Annotated in this window: 21 protein-coding genes and 1 riboswitch; of the genes, 9 read left to right on the plus strand and 12 right to left on the minus strand. The window is 41.0% G+C overall.

Annotated elements, in window-relative coordinates; all coding sequences use genetic code 11:
- The first annotated feature begins 6 nt into the window (after positions 1-6).
- The 3 genes from EDD68_RS13395 (at position 7) to EDD68_RS13405 (ending at position 3,155) form a co-directional block, all read left to right on the plus strand.
- Positions 7-762, plus strand: coding sequence for a sulfite exporter TauE/SafE family protein (locus EDD68_RS13395; protein WP_132372799.1), 756 nt, complete (start codon positions 7-9; stop codon positions 760-762).
- A 153-nt stretch (positions 763-915) separates the two neighbouring features.
- Positions 916-1,311 carry a FixH family protein gene (locus tag EDD68_RS13400; protein ID WP_132372800.1) on the plus strand — a complete coding sequence of 132 codons (396 nt, stop codon included), beginning with the start codon at positions 916-918 and terminating at the stop codon, positions 1,309-1,311.
- Positions 1,312-1,958: 647 nt separating this feature from the next.
- Positions 1,959-3,155 (plus strand): hypothetical protein, encoded by a 1,197-nt coding sequence (locus EDD68_RS13405; protein WP_132372801.1) that lies wholly within the window; start codon positions 1,959-1,961, stop codon positions 3,153-3,155.
- Between the two features lie 60 nt (positions 3,156-3,215).
- Here the strand turns inward: EDD68_RS13405 and EDD68_RS13410 are convergent, their stop codons facing one another.
- Positions 3,216-4,028: a GNAT family N-acetyltransferase gene (locus EDD68_RS13410; protein WP_132372802.1), complete on the minus strand. Its 813-nt coding sequence runs from the start codon at positions 4,026-4,028 to the stop codon at positions 3,216-3,218.
- Between the two features lie 219 nt (positions 4,029-4,247).
- Here EDD68_RS13410 and EDD68_RS13415 point away from each other — a divergent pair, with 219 nt between their 5' ends.
- The 4 genes from EDD68_RS13415 to EDD68_RS13430 all read left to right on the plus strand — a co-directional run bounded on the left by EDD68_RS13415 (position 4,248) and on the right by EDD68_RS13430 (position 9,108).
- Positions 4,248-5,987 carry a B12-binding domain-containing radical SAM protein gene (locus tag EDD68_RS13415; protein WP_132372803.1) on the plus strand — a complete coding sequence of 580 codons (1,740 nt, stop codon included), beginning with the start codon at positions 4,248-4,250 and terminating at the stop codon, positions 5,985-5,987.
- A 178-nt stretch (positions 5,988-6,165) separates the two neighbouring features.
- Positions 6,166-6,250: riboswitch (cyclic di-GMP riboswitch) on the plus strand.
- A gap of 206 nt (positions 6,251-6,456) precedes the next feature.
- Entirely contained in the window at positions 6,457-6,909 is a 453-nt protein-coding gene (locus EDD68_RS13420) for a chemotaxis protein CheW (RefSeq protein ID WP_165902192.1), read from the plus strand.
- A 27-nt stretch (positions 6,910-6,936) separates the two neighbouring features.
- Positions 6,937-8,691 (plus strand): methyl-accepting chemotaxis protein, encoded by a 1,755-nt coding sequence (locus EDD68_RS13425; RefSeq protein ID WP_243646875.1) that lies wholly within the window; start codon positions 6,937-6,939, stop codon positions 8,689-8,691.
- A gap of 294 nt (positions 8,692-8,985) precedes the next feature.
- Positions 8,986-9,108, plus strand: coding sequence for a YjcZ family sporulation protein (locus tag EDD68_RS13430; protein WP_132372805.1), 123 nt, complete (start codon positions 8,986-8,988; stop codon positions 9,106-9,108).
- Between the two features lie 55 nt (positions 9,109-9,163).
- Here EDD68_RS13430 and EDD68_RS13435 read toward each other — a convergent pair whose 3' ends face one another.
- The 3 genes from EDD68_RS13435 to EDD68_RS13445 form a co-directional block, all read right to left on the minus strand.
- Positions 9,164-11,134, minus strand: a complete 1,971-nt coding sequence (locus EDD68_RS13435; protein ID WP_132372806.1) for a sensor domain-containing protein — start codon at positions 11,132-11,134, stop codon at positions 9,164-9,166.
- 24 nt (positions 11,135-11,158) lie between these two features.
- Positions 11,159-12,523, minus strand: a complete 1,365-nt coding sequence (locus EDD68_RS13440) for a TrkH family potassium uptake protein (protein ID WP_132372807.1) — start codon at positions 12,521-12,523, stop codon at positions 11,159-11,161.
- A 302-nt stretch (positions 12,524-12,825) separates the two neighbouring features.
- Positions 12,826-13,248: a YwpF-like family protein gene (locus tag EDD68_RS13445; protein WP_132372808.1), complete on the minus strand. Its 423-nt coding sequence runs from the start codon at positions 13,246-13,248 to the stop codon at positions 12,826-12,828.
- 131 nt (positions 13,249-13,379) lie between these two features.
- Between EDD68_RS13445 and EDD68_RS13450 the strand changes: the two genes are divergently transcribed.
- Positions 13,380-14,126, plus strand: a complete 747-nt coding sequence (locus EDD68_RS13450) for an SDR family NAD(P)-dependent oxidoreductase (protein ID WP_132372809.1) — start codon at positions 13,380-13,382, stop codon at positions 14,124-14,126.
- A 115-nt stretch (positions 14,127-14,241) separates the two neighbouring features.
- Positions 14,242-14,817, plus strand: a complete 576-nt coding sequence (locus tag EDD68_RS13455) for an FAD-dependent oxidoreductase (RefSeq protein WP_132372810.1) — start codon at positions 14,242-14,244, stop codon at positions 14,815-14,817.
- A 214-nt stretch (positions 14,818-15,031) separates the two neighbouring features.
- Here the strand turns inward: EDD68_RS13455 and EDD68_RS13460 are convergent, their stop codons facing one another.
- The 8 genes from EDD68_RS13460 to EDD68_RS15440 all read right to left on the minus strand — a co-directional run.
- On the minus strand, positions 15,032-15,634 hold the full coding sequence (locus EDD68_RS13460; protein WP_132372811.1) for an anthranilate synthase component II: 603 nt from the start codon (positions 15,632-15,634) through the stop codon (positions 15,032-15,034).
- Positions 15,635-15,661: 27 nt separating this feature from the next.
- Positions 15,662-16,459 (minus strand): tryptophan synthase subunit alpha, encoded by a 798-nt coding sequence (gene trpA, locus EDD68_RS13465; RefSeq protein ID WP_132372812.1) that lies wholly within the window; start codon positions 16,457-16,459, stop codon positions 15,662-15,664.
- The gene (gene trpB, locus EDD68_RS13470; protein WP_132372813.1) at positions 16,456-17,652 is read right to left on the minus strand and encodes a tryptophan synthase subunit beta; all 1,197 of its coding nucleotides are present in this window, start codon (positions 17,650-17,652) and stop codon (positions 16,456-16,458) included. Before trpB ends, trpA begins: the two co-directional genes overlap by 4 nt.
- Complete coding sequence (locus tag EDD68_RS13475; RefSeq protein ID WP_132372814.1) at positions 17,639-18,289, minus strand: phosphoribosylanthranilate isomerase; 651 nt, start codon at positions 18,287-18,289, stop codon at positions 17,639-17,641. The genes trpB and EDD68_RS13475 overlap by 14 nt, the downstream gene beginning before the upstream one ends.
- Positions 18,286-19,047 carry an indole-3-glycerol phosphate synthase TrpC gene (gene trpC, locus EDD68_RS13480; protein WP_132372815.1) on the minus strand — a complete coding sequence of 254 codons (762 nt, stop codon included), beginning with the start codon at positions 19,045-19,047 and terminating at the stop codon, positions 18,286-18,288. The genes EDD68_RS13475 and trpC overlap by 4 nt, the downstream gene beginning before the upstream one ends.
- The gene (gene trpD / locus EDD68_RS13485) at positions 19,037-20,068 is read right to left on the minus strand and encodes an anthranilate phosphoribosyltransferase (RefSeq protein ID WP_132372816.1); all 1,032 of its coding nucleotides are present in this window, start codon (positions 20,066-20,068) and stop codon (positions 19,037-19,039) included. The genes trpC and trpD overlap by 11 nt, the downstream gene beginning before the upstream one ends.
- 15 nt (positions 20,069-20,083) lie before the next feature.
- Positions 20,084-21,589 carry an anthranilate synthase component I gene (trpE, locus tag EDD68_RS13490; protein WP_424399170.1) on the minus strand — a complete coding sequence of 502 codons (1,506 nt, stop codon included), beginning with the start codon at positions 21,587-21,589 and terminating at the stop codon, positions 20,084-20,086.
- Positions 21,590-22,217: 628 nt separating this feature from the next.
- The coding region (locus tag EDD68_RS15440) for a hypothetical protein (RefSeq protein ID WP_207902592.1) at positions 22,218-22,406 on the minus strand (189 nt) is incomplete at its 5' end.

Genomic DNA, 22,406 nt, shown 5'->3' on the forward strand with positions numbered 1-22,406 from the left:
TAAATGATGTCTGCGGCTACAATTATCTTGATCCTTCTGGTAGGTATAATTGCAGGGTTTATTAACATACTGGCAGGAGGCGGATCTCTGCTTACCTTGCCCGTTTTAATTTTTCTCGGGCTCCCTTCTGCCCTGAGCAATGGAACCAATCGAATTGCCATTATGGCTCAGAACATTACCGCTATACTGTCATTTCGTCAAAGCGGTATCTTCCACTGGAAGCTGGGTTTATTGCTGGCTTTGCCTGCAGTGATTGGTTCCATTTTCGGAGCACATGCAGCTATCGATTTATCCGATGAAGCCTTTAACCGTATTTTATCCATTGTGATGATCATGGTTCTTTTGGTTTTAGTTTTTCGTCCCCATAAACAAATTCGATCCAGGGGGGTACAGCTTCAGCTTCGGCAAAAAGTAGCCCTCGTTTTTATTTTCCTGCTGATCGGATTTTACGGGGGGTTTATTCAGGCAGGTGTAGGCTTTTTGATCATTTCAGCCTTATCCCTATTCACACAATTAAACCTTGTTCATATTAACAGTTTAAAAGTGTTTATCGTCGGGATTTATATGTTTACATCACTAGCCGTATTTATCATCAATGATCAGGTTCACTGGCTATACGGGATTACCCTCGCCATCGGCACCAGTATCGGCGGATACCTCGCGAGTCGCTTTGCTGTTAAAAAAGGCGAAAAATGGGTCCGTATTATTTTAATCGTGGTTGTCATAGCCATGAGTATCCGCCTCTGGTATATCTCTTCGTAGGTTAATTTGATTTCCTGCGTCAAGAAAATTGCCCGTGAATCCGAGAAATCAACAGCAATCATGAATATTTTTTTACAAAATATACAGATTGGTTCCCTATATGAATGGAAGCTGATACAATAAAAGAAAGTTCCCATAAAAGGAGATCAAAAAATGAAGAAATGGTTATATCCTGTCATTTTCTTAATCATTTTTACATTCAGCGCATGCGCTGGTGAAGACCCTCATTCTAATAGCTCAATGCCGGAATTTGTCGATGTTGAAATTTTAATGCCTGATGAAATAGAGGTTGGAGAAACTGTACAAATTCAATGCCGTGTTACCCAGGGAGATGAAACGGTGAACGATGCAGATGAAGTCGAATTTGAACTGTGGAAAGACGGAGATCCAGATGATCAGCATCAGGAAATCGAAGGAACCCTGGAAGGCGATGGGATTTATTATATTGATTATACTTTTGATGAACCTGGCACCTATTATGTCATCTCTCACGTTACAGCAAGAGAGTACCATATCATGCCTCAGAAAGAATTTAAAGTAGTTGAATAAAAGCGCTGGAAAAAATAATGAATTTACGGCAGACTTTGTGAATGGAGATTGACTGATTAGAGGAAGGCGATGATGTTTTACATATAAGATCGCCTTCCTGTAACTGACGGATAGGAAAGCAGGCCTCTCCTCACTTTATCTTCATTCGATATCCCTCCAGTATATAGCCTTCATTTTCATATTAAACGAGTATTACAAATGATTGTCGTTATAAAATCACTTGATATTGATGTGAAACAGTTATTCAGAAACATGATGCATTGTTCAATGAAGAAATCAAATTAGAAATATAGTTTCCCCATTGCAAGAATCAACAAATGGGCATATGTTTCGGTCCTTTTCTTATGAAATAGAGGGTTGACAAAATATGTGAATCATCTATGCTTGTTTTATATTTGTTTATGATGGAAAGTTTTTCATACATGGATAGATTTACGGCATAATATGTTCAATAGGAGCCTGTAGCAGGGATAAATAAGTTACATGATAGTTGTAAATCCCCCTGTTTTCATTCAACTTACTTTATTCTTCAAAACATTTGCACCATATCTGTTCAAACCGCCTATCCCGAATTTTTTTATTCAATACAATTTCTTCCATATAGGCTTTACAATATAGACAAACCACCATATTTGGGAGGTCATTTCATGATCGAAAAGTGGTTGTCTGTATTGCTGGTTTTGTTCTGTCTGACACCTGATTTGTCAGGAAGCCTGGAAGCACAGACCAGAGAAGACATCCTGGTACAAGCAACACTTTTTCGCGGTCCCTATGTAGAAAACAACCAGCTTACATCCAGGTACTCCCTCCCGGTTACGGTTTTGGTAAACCATCTCCAGATTACAGGAAATCAACTAAACATTTCCGGCAGCATCAATAGAACCCCTTTTCAGTTCAGCGGTGATATTAAAGGAGATAAAATCATCGAAGCAGCTGATATCACAAATCATTTCCACCTTTTATCGATTTATGTTGTAAACCGTCAAGTTGAATTATATGTAAAAGCAGAGAACAATGATTATATCCGTATCCGCTTAACCTCTGACCAAAGCCGCAGTCCATTATATTATAATCGTTACTGGTATAACCAATTCATCCATACAAAAGCCAAAAACGTTACCTCCAGTCAAATTGTTACGAAGTCATACAATACCCATTATGATGAAGTTTATGAACGGACATTTTCGATTTTTGGCGATCAATGGACTGAAAGACTAACCTTAACCCATTACTATAACTGGCCTTCATCAACCGACGGAAATGGAAGATACTGGTTTGTTACAGCAGAGGTAACGGAAAACAAAACCACGATTGATTATTATGATCCTGAAAAAAAAGATATGACTGTTGAGGGCTCAAGCCTGGGAGTCGCAGGAGCTCAGGTGGCATTCGGAACAGATTCAGGTGAATACATGAAGCATGCGGTAGCTGATTTTTCCGGAACGAGGTATTCTGGAGGTTCGTCTATTAAACTGGAATATGGTTTAAGCATCCCCCATTCCCCTATTGGTGTCAAATTTGACTGGCCAGAAGCGAAATATATCGATGACGGATACGATCACCGTTTTTCCTTTAATTATAAAGGGGAGAAAAAAACTCAGGGCTATGTGTTAAACTGGGATCCGTATAAATATCATCTGAAAAAAACAGGGGATTTTTTTGAAGTGGCAAGCTGGATCATGACCGATGAATCTTATGCGGAGGAAGACAGAAAACGATTAAAAACAGAGTGGAAATATGAAATAGTCAGTGACGGTTTAAACCGCGGTACACCTGTTCCCTCCTATAATGAGTCAGGTGGCTTCAGCAACACCCTGTACTACGATTTGATTTTCAATGATTAACGTCTGCCACACTAAAACCCTTGCCTCGTTTTTAGAGCAAGGGTTTCTACAAATTTTCTGTCATTCACTGTTTTTTGATTTCATCATCATTTTATAAATACCAATTTCTCTGTAACCAAGACGCTGATAGATCCGCCCTGCTTCCGGATTATCATAGAATAGGCAGGCCGTCTTCCCCTCTTCCAGCAAATGAAAAGATAATTTCGAGACAAGTTTTGAAGCATATCCCCTGCCCCGATATTCCGGAAGGGTACAGACACTGACCACCATTGCGGAATATTCATTTTCCGCAGCTGTGCCGGCACAGGCAATCATTTCCCTCTGTTCATTTTCAATATAATATAGTCTGGAGTTTCCCTTTTCAATGTTGGATTTCCATCTTTCAGGGGTTGAAGATGAGTTCTGAAACTCTTTTATTTGACTTCTTAAGTTGAAAAACCGTTCCGCATCAGCGGCTGTTGCTCTCCTCACGGGCAATTGGTTAAAATCTTCCGGCTGAAAATTGTCCCCTGTCAGCTCAGCAAAATAAAAATCCCTTGATCTGGAAAAAGAGTGACTGGTTGCAGATGCGAGTTCTAAAACGACTCGGTCTTTACCGGTCAGCTGTTCAGCATGTTCATATTCATGGATGATTCTTGCATACTCTTCTTTTGCAAAATCCCCATATGCTGCAGGAAGAAAGTTATTTTCATATCGCAGTAAAACACTGCGTACATTACCCCTGTTGTCCGTTTCCTTCCATATCTCCTGAAATGGTTGATCAAAACCATGATTTTCAATATCGCCAATTAAAAATAAATGAAAAGATGGGTCCCTTCTTAAAAACTCCATCACCTGTTCTTGATCTTTGGACGTACACTTCCTGACAGCCACTGTTCTTTTCCCTCCATAGAATATAGAATTTTAAAAATTATAGCAAAAAACCGATCAGGTTGAAAAGATGATATGAATCATTTTTCTCTGATTGAGATAACCCTACTGCTTGCCTTCTCTTCCCTCTTGAGCTAACATGAAATTAGCTGAACAGGGACCCTTATGCAAAGGGTCTCTTCTTTCTTGTTGAACGAATCTAATAGATCCGGGGTGTAACCGATGAAAACAATTGTAGCTACCTTAAACGCCAAATATATTCATACCAGTCTAGCTCTTCGCTATTTAAAAGCTTATGCAGAGCCTGAGTTTCCGGTGGAGATAAAAGAATTTACGATCAAAGATGACCCATTGGACATTGCCAGCAAACTATACATGAAAAAACCCGATGTCATTGGGTTCAGCTGTTATATCTGGAATATCCGTGAGACCATTTCGGTGATATCTATTCTGAAAAAAATATCACCTGATACCATCATTGTAGTCGGCGGTCCTGAAGTAACATATGACAGTGAAGAATGGATAGATAGACTCCCGGAGGTAGATGTCATTGTCCGTGGGGAAGGTGAACAAACATTTAAATCGCTTTTGTATGCGATAAAGCATCAAGATCCATTTGACATGATTCCTGGAATTACCTATGCAAAAAATGGTGAAGTTCAGGTTAATCCTCCCGCTCCAAAACTTGAGTTAGATCGCATCCCATCTCCATATCGGTTCAAAGAAGACAAACCTGATCTGCCCAAAAGGATCACGTATGTAGAGACGAGCCGGGGCTGCCCTTTTCGCTGCCAGTTTTGCCTGTCAAGCATCGAATTCGGCGTCCGCTACTTTAACATTGACCGGATGAAGGATGATTTGTCTTATTTAATGGAAAATGGAGCAAAAACCATAAAATTTATTGATCGGACCTTTAACCTGGATAAAACGTATGCACTGGAGATTTTTGACTTCTTAATCCATCATCATCGGCCGGGCAATGTTTTTCAATTTGAAATAACCGCCGATATTATGAAACCCGAGGTGATGGATTTCATCAACAGAAATGCTCCGGAAGGTCTGTTCCGTTTCGAAATTGGGGTTCAGTCCACCAATGACCAGACCAACCGCCTGATTAAAAGATGGCAGGACTTTGGCAAACTGAGCCGGACGGTGAACATGATTAGGGAAGGCGGGAAAGTCGTGCAGCATCTCGATTTAATCGCAGGGCTTCCCGAAGAGGACTATGATTCTTTCAAAAAGACCTTTAATGACGTCTTTGAACTGAAACCTGAAGAATTGCAGCTAGGATTTTTGAAAATGCTCAGAGGAACAGGTTTAAGAATTCAGGCCGAACAATGGGGATACCAGTATATGGACGAAGCCCCCTACGAAGTATTGTCGAATCATGTGTTAAGCTTTGACGATGTCACAAAGATTAAGCAGGTTGAAGACATACTTGAGAAATACTGGAATAAACAATTTTTTAACCATACCGTCCCGTATATAACCGATCATGTTTTTCCTACTCCATTTGATTTCTTTCAGGAGTTCGGCATTTACTGGCATAAAAAAGGATGGAATAAAATTGGCCATCAGTTCACCGATCTGTTCAGAAGACTGCATCAATTTTTAAAGGAAAAGAGCGTTTCCAGCCTGGATATCATAGAAGGGCTGATGTATATCGATTTTTATAGAAACTTTAAACAAAAGCCCCATAAGCTATGGAACCATTCAATCACCCTCGACGAAAAGCAAACCATATATGATAAGCTATGGGAAATTTATCCCTTTGCTTCCTATGGCTTTCAAAAACGTGATATGAGAAAACATGTCCTCGTGCATCATACTACATTTGATGTTCAAACCTATCTTGGAAAAGGTGAAATCATCACGAAACCCGGCTGGATGCTTGTCATTTACCACCCAAAAAAGGATGAGCCTATTTTTGATTTTGTTTGTTCATCCGACGAAGTCAGGTGAATCACTTCAACCTAATTTGCCCCTGTCCCTTTCTCCAACAGGGGCTTTATTTGGGGCTCAAACGGTTTTTGTTGAATATTGACGAAAAAAATTCAAAATATTGTAGAAATATATACCTGTTTGTGATATAAATGGAATAGGTCAAATCTCACAGATTCAACAGTTGAATGACTAATTCTTCCGATAATGGCAAACCTATCGAAAGGTAGGGACGCAAAACCACGGGCCTAAGGTTCTACGAACTAGGGTAGCCGGCTACCGAAGAAGATGGATGTTAAGATCCACTTTTTTCGGTGGGTCTTTTTTCTTTGTGCTTTAAACGATCCACCAGACTTTGAGGAGGATGTAGCATGAAACTTAAAAGCAAAAAAAACATCACCAAGAAAGATATTGTCAATTTAATTAAGGAAATCGACAAACAGCTAAGTTACAAACATAAAAAGAAAAACCGCTAAAGGAGGTGATGAAGATGGAAAAGTACGTAACCTTTTGCGTCCATGAAGTCGAGTTTGCGTTACCGATTGATCATGTCAATTACATAGAACACCTTGAAGATATTACACAAATCCCGAAGACAAACCCCTTTGTACTCGGTGTATCCCATGTTCGGGGACAAATTATTCCTCTAATTGACCTGAAACATTATTTATTTTCCCAATCATGCAGACTGGATTCGACCACAAGGATCATTGGAATCTCATTTAACGAAAATCAACTGGGGATTGTCGTGGAAGAAGCGAAAGAAATCATGGATATATCACCGGATTCCATCCAGCAGGTATCCCATATTGATGAACATCATTTTCGTGTAGCCAGGCTTGAAAATCGATTAATTTTAATCATGGAGCCTGAAGAATTGCTTAACAATAGAGATATTGGAAAAATTCTAAACCAATTGAATTTAGAAGAAATCAAAAAATAACAGAGGTTTTTTTGGGGGATGTTATCAATGAATATGAAAAAAATGAATGCACATTCTATTCGGACCAAACTGATTGTAATCGGTTTAATATTGCTGATCATACCTTCGGTTACCATCGGAATGATTTCTTATCAATCCAGTAAAAATGGGCTGGATGATCTCGGTGCTACGAATCTCGAAAATAGTGTCAAAATGGCGGTCAAACTGATTGAATCACTAAATATGCAGGTTGAAGAAGGAGCCATCAGTCTTGAGGAAGCCCAGGAAAGAGCCAGGGAAATGCTGTTAGGCAAAAAACAGGACGATGGTACAAGAAAAATAGAGCAGTCGATAGATATAGGGAAAAACGGATACTTTTTTGCTCTGGATGAAAATGGAACAACTGTATTGCACCCAACAGATGAAGGCGTTGACATGTGGGAAGCTGAAGATAAAAAAGGAAACAAGTTCATTCAGGAAACGGTAACAACTGCTAAAAACGGTGGAGGTTTTACATATTACGAATGGCCGCTACCGAGTGATCCAGACTCTATCGAACCGAAAATCACCTATTCGGAACAGGATCCAAACTGGGGATGGATTATTGCGGCCAGTACATATATGTTAGACTTCAATCAAAAGTCTAATGAAATTTTCTACTCAACAGCTATTACAATTGGTGTTGCCCTTGTTGCAGGATTAATTGTTATCTGGTTGTTCTCGAATTCTATGGCAAAACCGATTTCAATCGTGACAAATCAAATGAAGGAAATGGCTAATGGAAATCTCGGCCAGGAAGATTTATTCATCCGCACCAAAGATGAAGTGGGCGAGCTGGCCAGTGCAATGAACACCATGAAAAATGGGTTGAAGCAAATGATTCGAAATGTTTCAGGCGCTTCGCAACAGGTCTCAAGCCAGAGTGAAGAGCTTACCCAGTCAGCCAATGAGGTTACAGAAGGCAGTGAACAAATCGCTTCTACCATGGAAGAATTATCAGCCGGGGCTGAAACACAGGCTAACAGTGCTACGAATTTGTCTGAAATGATGAAAGATTTCCTGGAAAAAATCGAGCAGTCCTATGAAAAAGGAGAATTGATTTCCGAGTCATCCAATGAAGTGGTTTCCATGACCCAGGAAGGACAGGCCCTGATGAATCAATCTGTTGAACAAATGGAGAAAATTAATCAAATCGTAAATGATGCTGTTGAAAAAGTAAAAGGATTGGACCAGCAGACACAGGACATCTCCAAACTGGTACAGGTGATAGAAGATATTGCTGAACAGACGAATCTCCTTGCCCTTAACGCAGCCATTGAATCCGCCAGAGCAGGGGAACATGGAAAAGGATTTGCTGTGGTTGCCGATGAAGTACGAAAGCTTGCCGAACAAGTTTCCACGTCCATCGGGGATATTACCCGTATCGTTTCCTCGATCCAGACAGAATCAAAAACCGTTGTGGACTCCCTGGAATCCGGTTACAACGAGGTTGAGTCCGGCACAAAACAAATCAGACTGACCGGCGAAACCTTTGAAAAAATGAATCAGTCCCTGACGGAAGTGGCGGCCAGTATTCAATCCATCTCTGAAAACTTGAGAGAAGTGAGCGACAACAGTAAAGAAATGAATCGCTCGATTGAGGAAGTGGCTTCTGTTTCTGAAGAAGCAGCAGCAGGTGTCGAACAAGCGTCAGCTTCTGTCCAGCAGACCAGCAGTTCGATGGAAGATATTGCGAACAGCGCAGAAGAACTCGCTAAATTGGCTGAACAATTAAATGAACAGGTGAAAGTATTCAAGTTGTAATGACATTTAAAGACGGCTCCCTCTCTCGTCTTGAGAGCAGGGAGCTTTTTTAAGGACTCTACATCTATCATTTTGGAGAACAACCAACCTGGTGGTACTGTTATGTCACACGGACCATTTAAAATCACTCTGGCCACGAGTTGCACCGACCGTCCTTTCTTAGCGACCGGAGGATGTGGGCTGTACCAGTCTTGCTAAGCTCATGTTTTCTTGCATTAACGGGCTATTCGTCTATACTCGACTTCCACGTTTGACATATGATAAAAGTGTAAACCATTCAGGGGGTGAATAACCATGCATGGATACGGGTATGGCTGGGGCACCTGTTATCGCCCATACGGTTATGGCGGAGGGTTCGCCTTGATTGTTGTACTGTTTATATTACTGATCATTGTCGGAACAGCTTTTTATAGATAAGGTGTTCGTTTAAAACGGCTGACAACATAAGTCAGCCGTTTTCCACATTCACGCATTATTTAATGATCTGGCTAAGCCACCGGTCTGCTTCCTCTGGATGAACGGGCTTACTAAAATAGTACCCCTGTATTTCATCACACATCTGGCTTCTTAAAAATTCCAGCTGCTCCTTTGTTTCTACCCCTTCTGCGATTACTTTCATATCGAGGGAATGGGACATGTGAATGATGGACTTAACAATCGCCTGATTTTGTTTCTTATCGTCACTGATAAACAATCGGTCGATCTTTAATTTACTGATGGGAAACTGACTTAAATATTTAAGGGACGAATACCCCGTTCCAAAATCATCAATAGATACGTGAACCCCCAGATTCCGCAATCCATGCAACGTATCCATGATAAATTCTTCATTTGAAACAGCCATACTTTCTGTAATTTCCAGTTCCAGATAGTGCGGAGACAATCCCGTTTCCTTCAAAATATCGGCGATTCTCTGTACTAAATTTTTCTGCAGAAACTGTTTAGCCGATAGATTTACACTGACTTTTACGGGCGGATATCCCTTTTTCTGCCATCTTTTATTTTGTTTGCATGCTTCTCGGAGGACCCAGTCACCCAGCTCCATAATTAAACCCGTCTTTTCTGCAAGGGGGATGAACACGCCCGGAGGAATATTCCCCTTCTCTGGGTGATGCCACCTCAGCAATGCCTCAAAGCCAATTAATTTCTCCGTCTGAATATCAATTTGAGGCTGATAGTGAATGTCGAATTGGTTTTCACGAAAAGCTTTTCTCAGTTCCGTCTCCATCTGAAGCATTTCTTTAAAATTCTCCGAAATGGATGATTCAAATAACTTATAATGGTTTCGCTGATTTTGTTTAATCACGTGCATAGCCGAATCAGCATGTTTGATTAGCTCATTCGCGTTTTCCCCGTCTTCAGGAAAAAGGCTGATACCAATGCTGACAGTTATATAAAGTTCATAATCCGCAACAAAAATGGGCTCTTCAAAAGCGGTAATCATTTGTAAAGCAAATTGTTCTGCTTCCTGTTTGGATTGAATGTCTCGCTGTAGCACCAAAAATTCATCATCACCCATCCGTGCAATAAACGTCTTCTCATCCAATAACTGTTTTAATCGATCCGAACATGCCTTCAACAATTGATCTCCAAAATGGTAGCCAAGTGTATCATTTATTTGTTTAAAATAATCCACATCCATGAAGTGGACAGCTAATTTCCCACCGGCTTGCTTTGTTTCCACAATCGTTTCTTTCAAAACTTGATTAAAATAATTGCGATTGGGCAAATCCGTTAGTTCATCATAATAGGCAATGAATTCCATCCTTTTTTCATGTTCAATCTGTGCCGTAATATCACGGATAAGTGCCATGCGCAACATTTCATCATCTTCCTGATAAGGCTGAGATAAAATTTCCACATATAACGTGCTTCCATCCTTTTTACGGCCTTTTAATTGATAAGAAGACTCTTCTGTCGCATTCACATTTTTCTCCAGTATTTTCTGGTACCTGGGATCCACCAGATCAAAAACTGACATATCCAGTAATTCTTTACGGGTATAACCTAACATTTTGGCAAAAGAACTGTCACATTCAACGATTTTACCGTTGTTATGAATCACCATCCCTTCGATGGGATCCACCCGCTTACTGTGTAATTCGTGGAACACTTTATTTCGGGACTCATTAAATCGGACAGGGTGCAGTAAAATACAGTACAATTGCTCCTGCACTTTAAACATTCTCAGCTGAAATAACCGTCTATCTTTTGTTTTCATTCTTGCTAATAATTGTATTTCCCGTTTTTCGTTGAGCTGATTGATATCAAAAAACTCATATATCGACCTTTTCGTTCCATCAGATTGTCCAAGCCATAAATCTGCTGCAGGGTTTAGTTGTAAAATTTCGCCGGACTCATTGATGAGAATCAGGGCGTCCTTTATATGTTTTAAGAGCCAGTCAAAAACTCCGGGATTGAATCCCTGGGATTCCATTGTCATTGATATTCCCCCTAGACTATGACTTTACCCAATAATAATTCTCTCTTTTGGATAGTGGTATTCACCCTGCTTCTTTTCGGTGTTAAACGAAAACAGGAAGGTAAGAATTCCAATTCTGCCAATAAACATTAACAGGATAATAATAATCTTACCCGTTGTGGTTAAATCCGGCGTTATGCCCATAGACAGACCTGTGGTGCCAAAAGCCGATGCTACCTCAAAAATGATTGGCATTAAAGGAAATGGCTCTGTTATTGTCAAGACAGTTGTTGCTCCAAAACAAATAAATAATGCCATGATTGTTACTGTCACTGCTTTAAACAAATCCTCATCATGTATTTCTCTCCGAAAAATATGAATCCTTCTTTTTCCTCTTGCAAAGGTGAGCAAAAAGATGATCATAAGTGCAAACGTAGTCGTCCGAATTCCTCCCCCAACACTACTTGGCGATGCTCCGATAAACATCAAAGCAGACATGATTAACTGAGATTGTTCCGTTAACATACTGACGTCCATTGTGGCAAGTCCAGCACTTCTCGTGGTTACAGACTGAAATAAACCATAAAAAATGATTTCATGCCATTTTTCACCTGCAAAATAGTGGTTCCATTCAAGTAAGATCAGAAAGAGAAAACCTACCACTACCAAAATAAAGTAAGTTAAGCTCGTTACTTTTGTAAACAATGAAAACCGTATATTTTTCCGTTTATCAGGAGCTGTTAATAAATATTGTTTCACTTCGACCAGGACAGGAAAACCTATAGACCCTAAAATAATAAGAATAATCTGAATGAACTGTACAAAGTAATCATTTTTAAAAGGGATTAATGACTGTCCAGTAATGTCAAAGCCAGCATTTGTTGTGGCACTAATGGATGCAAAAAAACCCTGTAAGAGAGCTTCTTCCCATGTTGGGAAATATCGTAAATAATAAGTGCTCAGAATAATAAATCCAATTAGCTCTATAAATATGATAATTTTCAAAATTTCTATCATTAGTCGTACCATTCCACGGAAAGTGACCTGGTTCTGGTCAGTCATAATTAATCGCCGTTCCCTGAGGCCGATTTTTTTTCCAATAATAATCCAGATAAAGGTGCCAAGAGTCATGATCCCAATACCGCCAAATTGTAAAACAAATGCCAATAAAAAGATCCCAAAAGTATTAAAGGTATCTACCACCGATATGACAGTTAAGCCTGTCACACTAACCGCACTCACGGAAGTAAATAACAGTTCTATAAAAGTCAAATCTACTCCGTCTTTATGTGCAACTGGCATTCCAAGCAGAATACATGAAATGGTTACAGCCATTAAATAAAATAGTGCAATCATTTGAAATGGGGATAGTTTATCAAGCCAGTTTTCACGGAAACCTTTCTCCTGCATATTCATTTCTCCTTTGATTCCTGAAATTCCTTTTTATTCTGACATTCTTCTACTATTATAGCAACATGATCTTAAGGATCTGTGAATGTTTGATAAATAAATATCTATATCTTTTCAAATGATTATCGGTTATAGGGCAAATGATATGTTTTTTGCATAACTGATTCTACCAAACAAAAATGGAACTCCGTTGCCCTTATCGGTCTTTTCGGACACATGCTCAACTATAGTACATTCCCTATTTCGTTACATTTATTTGAAAATAAAATAACCTCACCTATTTTCAGGTGAGGGCATTGATGTTACACTGAGCTTGTAAATTTCTTTCTAAACTTCTCCAGTAATTCCTGGCCCTGATACCCCTGGTCAATCAAGTCCTGTAAAACTTGTTCGATATACTCCTGCTTTTTGTTGACAATAGTTCCTGTGAACAGCACATTCATATTGTCTCCTATTTGATTGATATCCACTACTTTTACAAGAAAGGTTGCAGGCTGGTTGGTTTCCTTAGATATTTTTACCTGCAGGACAAGATCACGATCAACTTTTTTTGCATTTTGAAACAATTCGAGATATTCCTGATCTGTATATGCCTCAATCAACCAGCGGTTTTGATCGTCTTCGCGGTTAATAATTAATCCGTCTATCAGATCAACCGTTAATGTATGTAATTCTTCCCCCTGCTTCTCAAGGATATCGAGGTTGATCAGCTTAAATGTTTTCATGTCTTCCACCTTCCACTTCCTTATCCTTATTATAAAACGATAAACAAAAGCTTTCAAAATCCTTTTCTCGTTCTTTCTTGGTTATAATAAATTAGAGCTAATCCAACAGGAAAAAAGAGAGGGAGTAACGTATGAATTTTACTGGTGAAATCGTATTGATCACCGGTGCAAGCAATGGCATCGGCAAAGAACTTGCTCAACAATATGCAAAAAAAGGTTCCAGTATTATTATGGCAGATATCGATGAAAAAAACGGCAGAATTTTGGAAAATAAATTGAACAATGATGGTCAACGTGCCCTTTTTATGCCATGCGATGTAAGTCAACCAGAAGAAATCCAGAATCTGTTCCAGGAGGTTTGTACAACGTTCGGCATACCAACAATTGTAATTAATAATGCTGGAATTAGCCAATTTAAAAGCTTATTTGAATTAAGTGCAGATGAATGGGATGATATGTTGAGTACAAACCTGAAAAGTGTGTTCTTAATCTCCAAAGAAGCTGCAATAAGGTGGAAAAAGCATCATATTCACGGAAGAATTGTGAACATCGCTTCGACCAGGGCCTTTATGTCTGAACCAAATTCAGAAGCATATGCAGCTTCTAAGGGGGGGATTATTGCCCTGACCCATGCTCTTGCCTTATCATTGGGCCCTTTTCAAATCCGGGTAAATTCAGTCAGCCCTGGATGGATTGCAACCGACAATGATGCCTTTAGGAAAGTTGACCATCTTCAGCATCCTGTTAATAGAGTCGGGCGTCCTGAAGATGTTGCTAAAGCCTGTTTTTACTTAACAGATCCAGATAATTCCTTTGTAACCGGGGAGAACATTGTTGTCGATGGTGGAATGACAAGGAAAATGATATACGAAGAATAAAGCAAATTATTTATAAATAATAGTTGTATTCGTTATACTATCTATTGTAGGGAAATCAATGAATATATGGAACATTTCCCTCGATTCTGACTGAAATGAAAAGGAGAGATGCGGGATGTATGATGTTGCCATTATTGGAGCAGGACCTGCCGGAGCAAGTGCTGCTATTTTTCTAGCTAAAGCAGGCAAAAAAACGTTACTGATTGACAACGGAAACAGTATCACGAAAAAAGCCTGGATTAAAAATCATTATGGTGTCATGGACATAGAGGGTCCTCAGCTTGTTGATGTAGGATTGGAACAGGCGAAGAAGTTTGGAGCTGAATTTAAATCCGATGAAGTGACGGCTATTGAGGAACACAACGACCACTACGTTGTTAAAATGGGACAACACAACTATGAAACCAGACATATCATTTTTGCAACTGGACTATCTGTAAAATTAGCGGAGAAATTCGGCGTGGAGATTGTCGATGGCGAGGAACCCCGAATTGCCAAAAATATAAAAACAGATGAACAGGGACGGACAAACAAGAAGAATATCTGGGCAGCGGGAACGGTGGCCGGAAAAAGTGTGCATACGATCATTACTGCAGGACACGGTGCTGAAGTTGCCATTAACCTTATCAGTGAACTGAATGGCGAACGTTATGTAGATCACGATATATTAGACAGCAAACCTAAGAAGTAACAACAAGTACAGGCTCTCTGTTTAACGGAAAGGTTACCGGGAACTTTGCCAGCACGTTGGTCTATGGAAGAGATGCTTTGGTTAACCGCTATTCACTAATAGAAGTGAACTACGAAAGATCCATTGACCGATTGTTTTGATTAGAGCAGCTGGCTAGCGGAAACCATTCACACCAAACAGGTTCTGATTATAAAAACCGTGCCTGTTTGGTGTTTTATATACCTTTTCTCTGAATCTTTTCAACGGAAGGATAATAGCGGGACAACAAATGATTCAACAATTTTTTTCCTTCCATCGTAAAAAGGGATTCAGGATGAAACTGGACCCCTTCAACGGCATAGATGTGGTGCCGGATTCCCATAATTTCTCCGTTTTCAGTCCACGCAGATACTTCCAGACATTCGGGCAATGTTGAACGATCTACCGTTAACGAATGATAACGCATGACCGTCAGAGGATTTTCTACATCCTCATATATTGACCTGCAATCATGATGAACCAGTGAAGTTTTTCCATGAAAGAGTCTCGGGGAGGAAACAATTTTGCCGCCAAATGCCTCTGCAATTACTTGATGTCCCAGGCAGACGCCAAAAATAGGAATTCGGCCAGAAAAGTGATTCACCACATCCAGAGAGATCCCTGCCTGCTTCGGAGTGCAGGGACCAGGGGAAATAACGATCAGCTTCGGCCTCAAATTTTCTATTTCTTCCAGGGTCCATTCATCATTTCGCCTGACACAAATTTCATTTGTAAATTCCCCCATGTACTGGACCAGGTTATACGTAAAAGAATCATAATTATCAATAACTAAAATCATATGACGTCTCTCCTTTGTCTCTGCTCGTCACACCTCACCCTGCCAAAGTTTTCTGATTTCTTCTGCCAGGGCTTGCTTTTTATGTTCTTCAAGTATTTCACTGCTGTTCATATACTCTTCAACCATACGAATAATCCTGCTTCCGATAATGACTCCATCTGCATATTGTTGTACCATTTGTATCTGATCATGGGTTGAGATCCCAAAGCCAACAGCCACCGGAACATCACTGTATTGTTTAAGCTCTCTAATAAATCCTGCTATCCCAGAAACTAGAGATTTTCGTTCACCTGTTACGCCGAGGTCAGAAACAGCATAAAGAAATCCCGAAGCTTCCCTGGCTATACGTTGCGCCCTTTTAGCTGAATTAGGCGAGACCAGGGAGATAAGCTCTATGTTGTTTTTCAGGCAATGTTCCTTTATCTCAGTACTTTCTTCAAAAGGAAGATCCGGAATTAATAAGCCATCAATGTCTTTTTCCCGCAAGGTTCTGATCAGGTTTTCCTCTCCATATTGATGAACGGGATTAAAATACGTAAAAAGCACCACAGGTATGGTTAAACCCTGATTTCTCATCTGAGGAACAAGGTCCATTGCTTTTTTAAGGGTCATCCCCTGTTTGAGTGCCCTGTCTGCCGAACGTTGAATGGTCGGTCCATCTGCCAGGGGATCTGAATACGGAACTCCGAGTTCCAGGATATCCGCTCCCTCTTTCTCCAGCATACAGGCAAAATCAACGGTAAAGGACGGGGAAGGGTCTCCAGCCATGATAAATGGAATAAATAGGTTAGCGTTTCTTTTTAGTTTTCCATTAAAAGGTTTCATATCTTCTTCTCCCCTTCCAATACACTCATAATTGTATGCATATCTTTATCTCCTCTGCCCGACAAATTGATGACAATCACATCATCAACAGACAATGCTCGTGCTTCTTTCGTTGCGAGGGCAACAGCATGGGCACTTTCAATCGCGGGTATAATTCCTTCTGTTTCTGATAAAAGTTTTAAAGCCTCAATCGCTTCCTGATCGGTCACCGCCTCATAACGGACCCGTCCTGAATCAAATAAAAAGGCATGTTCAGGACCAATCCCCGGATAGTCCAGGCCGGCAGAAATAGAATAGGGTTCCACAATCTGTCCATCCTCATCCTGGATTAAATACGTGTAGGAGCCATGAATCACTCCTTTTGTTCCTTTCGATAAGGTGGCAGCATGACGGTTCGTGCTTAAACCAAGACCCGCAGCCTCTGCGCCGATCAGTTCCACGGATGGTTCATCCAGGAAAGGATAAAACATGCCAATCGCGTTGCTGCCACCTCCGACACACGCGTAAATCCGATCCGGCAGGCGATCTTCCCGAGCAAGTATCTGATTTTTCGTTTCTGCACCAATGACTTCCTGGAAATTCCTCACCATTAATGGATAAGGATGTGGGCCAACCACCGATCCAATTAAATAAAAATGATCATCGCAATGACTGACCCAGTAGCGGATAGCCTCATTCGTCGCATCTTTCAGAGTCCCATTGCCGCTTTCAACCGGAATCACTTCTGCCCCCAGCAGTTTCATTCGAAATACATTTAGTTCCTGACGTCTGATGTCTTCAACACCCATAAACACTTTGCAGCTCATATGGAATTTGGCAGCTACGGTGGCCGCTGCCACCCCATGCTGGCCGGCACCGGTTTCGGCAATTAAATGCTGTTTTCCCATTCGTTTGGCCAGCAATGCTTGACCAATGGCATTATTAATTTTATGAGCTCCGGTATGATTTAGATCTTCACGTTTTAAATAGATTTTTGCCCCCTCTAGTCGTGAGGTCAGGTTTTCTGCAAAGGTAAGAGGGGTTTCTCTCCCACTATATTCAGATAACATGTTCCTATATTCTTGGTTGAAGGATTTATCCTTCATGGCTGATTCCATTGCTTCCTCCAATTCTTGCAGAGGCATCATTAATGTTTCCGGAACATATTTGCCGCCAAAAATTCCAAATCTCCCAAAAGAATCAGGATACTTCATGTGTCATCACCCGGCTTATCATCGTTTTTATTTTTTCTGGATCTTTTCGCTCGTTCGTTTCAATTCCACTGGAGATATCTATGCCTATTGGATTATGTTTCAGTAAATCCCCGACATTTTCCGGCCGTATTCCCCCGGCAATGAAACAGGGAACCCCCTGCCTTTTCGCTTCCCGTGTATATTCAGGAACAGAATTCCAGTCGAACTGAATTCCTGTACCTCCCCACGCGCCTTTGACCTTTGAATCAATCACAAATCCGTCCACAAGACCTTCAAATGATTTCATAGATTCAATACCCTTTTCTTGATGACGAATCGCTTTCCATACAGGAATACCGGTTGTTTCTTTCACGTTTAATACATATGACGGCGTCTCATTACCATGGAGCTGGATTACGTTTAAAGACACTGTATCCAGGATGTATTCCACCTCTTTCATGTCCGGATGGACAAACACACCGACCAGCTTTTGCTGTGGCGCGAGGGGATATCGGAAAAGCCATTCCCGCAGCCGTTCAGGTTCTGCTTTGCGTTTACTTTCAGCGAATATCACTCCGATATAGTCTACATCCACAGTTCTTACTGTTTGTATGTCATGCAGCGAACGGTTACCGCAAAGTTTTACAAGAACAGTCATGCTTCTTCCCCCCTCATCAACTCCCGGATTCCTCTTTGTAAATCGGATTTCCTCATCAATGCTTCCCCGACGAGCACCCCGGCTGCGCCTGCACGTTTGACCCGAAGAACATCATCATGGGTAAAGATCCCGCTTTCACTGATTAGCACCGTTTCTTTTGGTACAGAAGATGCAATTGTTTCAGTCTGGGATAGATCAGTCTGAAAGGTTTCCAGATTGCGGTTATTGATACCAATGATTTCTGGGATCATGCATTTGAGAATTTTCTCCAGAGTAGTCATGTGGTGAACTTCTACTAATACCTCCATACCAAGTTCAGTTGCATACTGGTACAGCTCGTTTAATCGGGATATTTCCAGTGCCTCGCCGATCAATAAGACCGCATCAGCTCCAATACGCTTTGATTCTAGCACCTGTTTCGGATCAATGATAAAATCCTTCCGTAAAACAGGGATTTGAACCTGCTGTTTAATTTCCGATAAATACGAACGGTGTCCCTGAAAGAAATGCTGATCCGTCAATACAGAAACCGCACTGGCCCCTGCCTGTTCATACTGGCTGGATATACCTACCGGGTCAAAATCCTTTCTGATTACTCCTTTAGAAGGAGAGGCTTTTTTTACTTCAGCAATTAAACCGGCAGGATAGGGGCTCGACAATATCGACTCTTTTAAGGAATAATGTGGGTAAGAACCCGCAGGTGGCAATATTAATTGTTGGATTTCTTTTCTTTTATAATCAATCATTTCAGCCAGCATGGACTTCCCCGCCCTTTTGCCTGAGCACTCCTTCAAAGTATTGATGGACATGGCCACCATTCAACGCTTCTTTCACTTTCTCGACCCCTTCTGCGATGCTGGAAGATGCCCCTGATACATAAAGACCTGCACCAGCATTTAAGATTACAATATTACACGCACTTTCGCTGGCTTCTCCTTTAAAAATGGACTGTATCATTTCTGCACTTTCCTCTGGATTTTGCACTCTCAGGTCATTCAGGCTTCCTCTTTTCATTCCAAACATGTCCGGTGAAATGCTGTAGCGCCGAATGTCGCCGTCTTTCAGTTCCACCACATCTGTCGTGTCACAGATTGAAATTTCATCCAATCCATCCTTCCCTGACACCAGCAAAACATGCTCAGATCCGTGCTCTTTTAGTGCTTCGGCAATCGGCATTGCAAACGTTGAATCAAACAGTCCAATTAATTGCCGTTTGGTTTGAGCCGGATTGGCCAGCGGCCCGAGAATATTAAAGATCGTTCGAAAGCCCAGGGCTTTTCTGGCAGGAGCTGCATGTTTCATTGCAGAGTGGTACAATGGGGCATACAAAAACGTTAATCTTTTTTCCTTAAGTGCCTTTTGACCTTCTTCAGGGCTCTGTTCCACAGGTATGCCCAGCACTTCGAGAACATCAGCACTTCCGCTGGATGAAGACACCCCGCGATTTCCGTGTTTCGCAACCCGAACGCCCATCGATGACAGGACAATGGCTACCGCAGTAGAAATATTAAAGGTGGAAGCACCATCTCCCCCTGTTCCGCATGTATCCATAATCGGACCTTCTTCCGATAGATCGACCGTTTTCATGAACATTCGCATCGCCTGCAAAAAACCGCTAATTTCCTCTGCTGATTCTCCCCGAAAACGCAATATACTGATCAAACTTGCAATCTGTTCTGATGACAATCTCCCTTCAAGCATCCGTGTCATCACATCCGATGCTTCTTCTTTTGTCAGGGTCTCTCCATTTACGACCTTTTCTAACGTCTTTTGTATCACTTGCGCTCTCCTCCTCTAAACTCTTTTTAACTGGCTCTGCTCAGCTAATAAAACCGAATAAAACAATCCGTTTGCCTTATTGATTGTTTCCTGATATTCCTTTTCAGGATCCGAATCAGCAACAATCCCTGCTCCCGCCTGGATATGAATGACCTGATCCTGTATAGTTGCCGTTCGGATTGTAATACATGAATCAATATTTCCGTCAAATCCAAAATAAACGATTGCTCCTCCGTAGACTCCTCTTGCTTGAGGCTCTAATTCTTCAATAATTTCCATAGCCCTGATTTTGGGTGCACCCGTAAGCGTTCCTGCCGGAAAGGCAGCCACAAAAGCATCAATTGGATGAAGATCGCTGCGCAATGTTCCCCGCACCTTACTGACAATGTGCATGACATGGGAAAAATAGTTGATCTGAAGCTGCTCCGGGACATGAACACTCCCAAATTCAGAAACCTTTCCTACATCATTCCTCGCCAGGTCTACAAGCATATAATGTTCAGCTCGCTCCTTTTCATCCGCAAGCAACTGTTTGGCAATCCGGTCATCTTCATCTCTGCTCTTTCCTCTTCTTCTTGTGCCGGCAATCGGGTGCATTTCTATCAACCCATGGCTTACTTGAATAAAACGTTCCGGTGAACTGCCGACTACTTCTCGGTTCCGGTAGTTTAAATAAAACAAATAGGGAGAGGGATTGACCTGACGCAAAACCCGGTACAGCTCAAATCCGCTTATGGAAACACGTTTTCGAAAGCGCTGGCTCAAAACTGCCTGAAAAATGTCTCCAGCATGAATATACGCTTTAATCTTTTCGACATCCTTGATAAAATCACTTTTTTCATAATTGGACTGCATGTTCAGCGATTCAGGATCGTAATCTTCCGGATAAAGCATTAAATCATCGACGTTGATTCTTATCTGTATCCTGCGTTTAATCCCTTCAATCTTCGTCCGTGCATCATCATATATTTCTCTTAACGTTCCATCGTTCTTTTCTGAATTTATGCGGACGAAATGGATAATGGTAACCGATTGCTCCAGATGGTCAAAAACCAGAATCGTTTCACAAAACAAAAGATGGTATCGTGGTTGATCAGCGGAAGGTTTAAGTATAATTTGTTCAAAATCGGTTACTGCCTCATAGCTGACGTATCCCACACCACCGCCGGTAAAAGGCACAGGCAAGTCAGGTGTTTTGACTTTGAGTTTATCGGATATGCTCTGAACCCCTTCTTTTAATGACCGGCTTTCCGAAATGGTATGAAAGGTTAAATCTTTTAACAAAAAACGACCTGACTTTTCCTCCATTTCAAAAAATGGATTCAATCCAATAAATGAATAACGTATGGACGGGTCATGAAAAGCTTTGCTTTCAAGCAGAAAAACGGCTTCATTTTTAAGACTGGCAAACATCTGAATGGGCGTTAATGTGTCACTGTGGAAAACCTCTGTGACAGGGACAGTCCGATAGTGAAGACTGTCACGGGAAAAAATGTCAAACGAAGGATTCAATTGGCTCACCTCTCCATAAATTATGGAGAATGAGGCAGTTGAGGAAAATAATGAGGAAAAACAAAGGATGAATCTTCAGTTTCAAATCTCAGCTCTCTCCACTCGTCCTCAACTCACCTGACATTCTCAACTCATCTCTGCTCAGAAAAATAAGGTTTTAAATAGTGTAAGATAATTTCAAACATTTCGCAATCCTTTCCTGACAATTTTAAGAAATTTTTTTAATCCGCTCGTCGGATGGACCAAAAACGTTCGGACATAGTCTGAACCGCCCGGTTCGTCATCCCATATTCAATCATGGAGGTATCCCCCCTTCTTTTTTTCTTATCCCCGAATGAAACTGATTCAATCCTGTCTTTTCCATCGTGCTCCCGTTCATCATCCGAATCCATGGTTAAATCCCTGATAGACTTCAGTTTTATGCGACTACGATCGTATGGCTAAAACTTTTAGCCGCCCTGATTGTTCATCCTCTACTCAGGCACAATCAGTTTTGAGAGGATTTCAGCTAACAGAAGCAAGGTTCAAAAAATTGTGATATGACAAAAAAAAGCCGATTCCAAAAATGAACCGGCCGCCATAAAAAGACAAAATGGTTTACTCTTCGCAAAGAGTTGTACACTTATATCTTACGTGTTTAAATCCATGATGTAACCATGATAAGGGTGGATTTTCTGTCCGTCTTTAGACGGAATCCGATAAGGGAATGACAGGAAAATATAAAAATAACCGGTTCTCCGCAACAAAATGTGCTTGATTCTTCCTCTATCGTATGATTGCTTTCAAATGCTAGGCTGGTTGCTGACATTCCATGCGAATACGCATA

Origin of the sequence: Melghiribacillus thermohalophilus (assembly GCF_004342905.1) — a bacterium.
Classification (GTDB): Bacteria; Bacillota; Bacilli; order Bacillales; family Alkalibacillaceae; genus Melghiribacillus; species Melghiribacillus thermohalophilus.

Bases quoted from the DNA above. Each gene is read 5' to 3' on its own strand.
- EDD68_RS13395 (WP_132372799.1), top strand. From the start codon at position 7: ATGTCTGCGGCTACAATTATCTTGATCCTTCTGGTAGGTATAATTGCA.
- EDD68_RS13400 (WP_132372800.1), top strand. From the start codon at position 916: ATGAAGAAATGGTTATATCCTGTCATTTTCTTAATCATTTTTACATTC.
- EDD68_RS13405 (WP_132372801.1), top strand. From the start codon at position 1,959: ATGATCGAAAAGTGGTTGTCTGTATTGCTGGTTTTGTTCTGTCTGACA.
- EDD68_RS13415 (WP_132372803.1), top strand. From the start codon at position 4,248: ATGAAAACAATTGTAGCTACCTTAAACGCCAAATATATTCATACCAGT.
- EDD68_RS13420 (WP_165902192.1), top strand. From the start codon at position 6,457: ATGGAAAAGTACGTAACCTTTTGCGTCCATGAAGTCGAGTTTGCGTTA.
- EDD68_RS13425 (WP_243646875.1), top strand. From the start codon at position 6,937: ATGAATATGAAAAAAATGAATGCACATTCTATTCGGACCAAACTGATT.
- EDD68_RS13430 (WP_132372805.1), top strand. From the start codon at position 8,986: ATGCATGGATACGGGTATGGCTGGGGCACCTGTTATCGCCCATACGGT.
- EDD68_RS13435 (WP_132372806.1), bottom strand. From the start codon at position 11,134: ATGACAATGGAATCCCAGGGATTCAATCCCGGAGTTTTTGACTGGCTC.
- EDD68_RS13440 (WP_132372807.1), bottom strand. From the start codon at position 12,523: ATGCAGGAGAAAGGTTTCCGTGAAAACTGGCTTGATAAACTATCCCCA.
- EDD68_RS13445 (WP_132372808.1), bottom strand. From the start codon at position 13,248: ATGAAAACATTTAAGCTGATCAACCTCGATATCCTTGAGAAGCAGGGG.
- EDD68_RS13450 (WP_132372809.1), top strand. From the start codon at position 13,380: ATGAATTTTACTGGTGAAATCGTATTGATCACCGGTGCAAGCAATGGC.
- EDD68_RS13455 (WP_132372810.1), top strand. From the start codon at position 14,242: ATGTATGATGTTGCCATTATTGGAGCAGGACCTGCCGGAGCAAGTGCT.
- EDD68_RS13460 (WP_132372811.1), bottom strand. From the start codon at position 15,634: ATGATTTTAGTTATTGATAATTATGATTCTTTTACGTATAACCTGGTC.
- trpA (WP_132372812.1), bottom strand. From the start codon at position 16,459: ATGAAACCTTTTAATGGAAAACTAAAAAGAAACGCTAACCTATTTATT.
- trpB (WP_132372813.1), bottom strand. From the start codon at position 17,652: ATGAAGTATCCTGATTCTTTTGGGAGATTTGGAATTTTTGGCGGCAAA.
- EDD68_RS13475 (WP_132372814.1), bottom strand. From the start codon at position 18,289: ATGACTGTTCTTGTAAAACTTTGCGGTAACCGTTCGCTGCATGACATA.
- trpC (WP_132372815.1), bottom strand. From the start codon at position 19,047: ATGCTGGCTGAAATGATTGATTATAAAAGAAAAGAAATCCAACAATTA.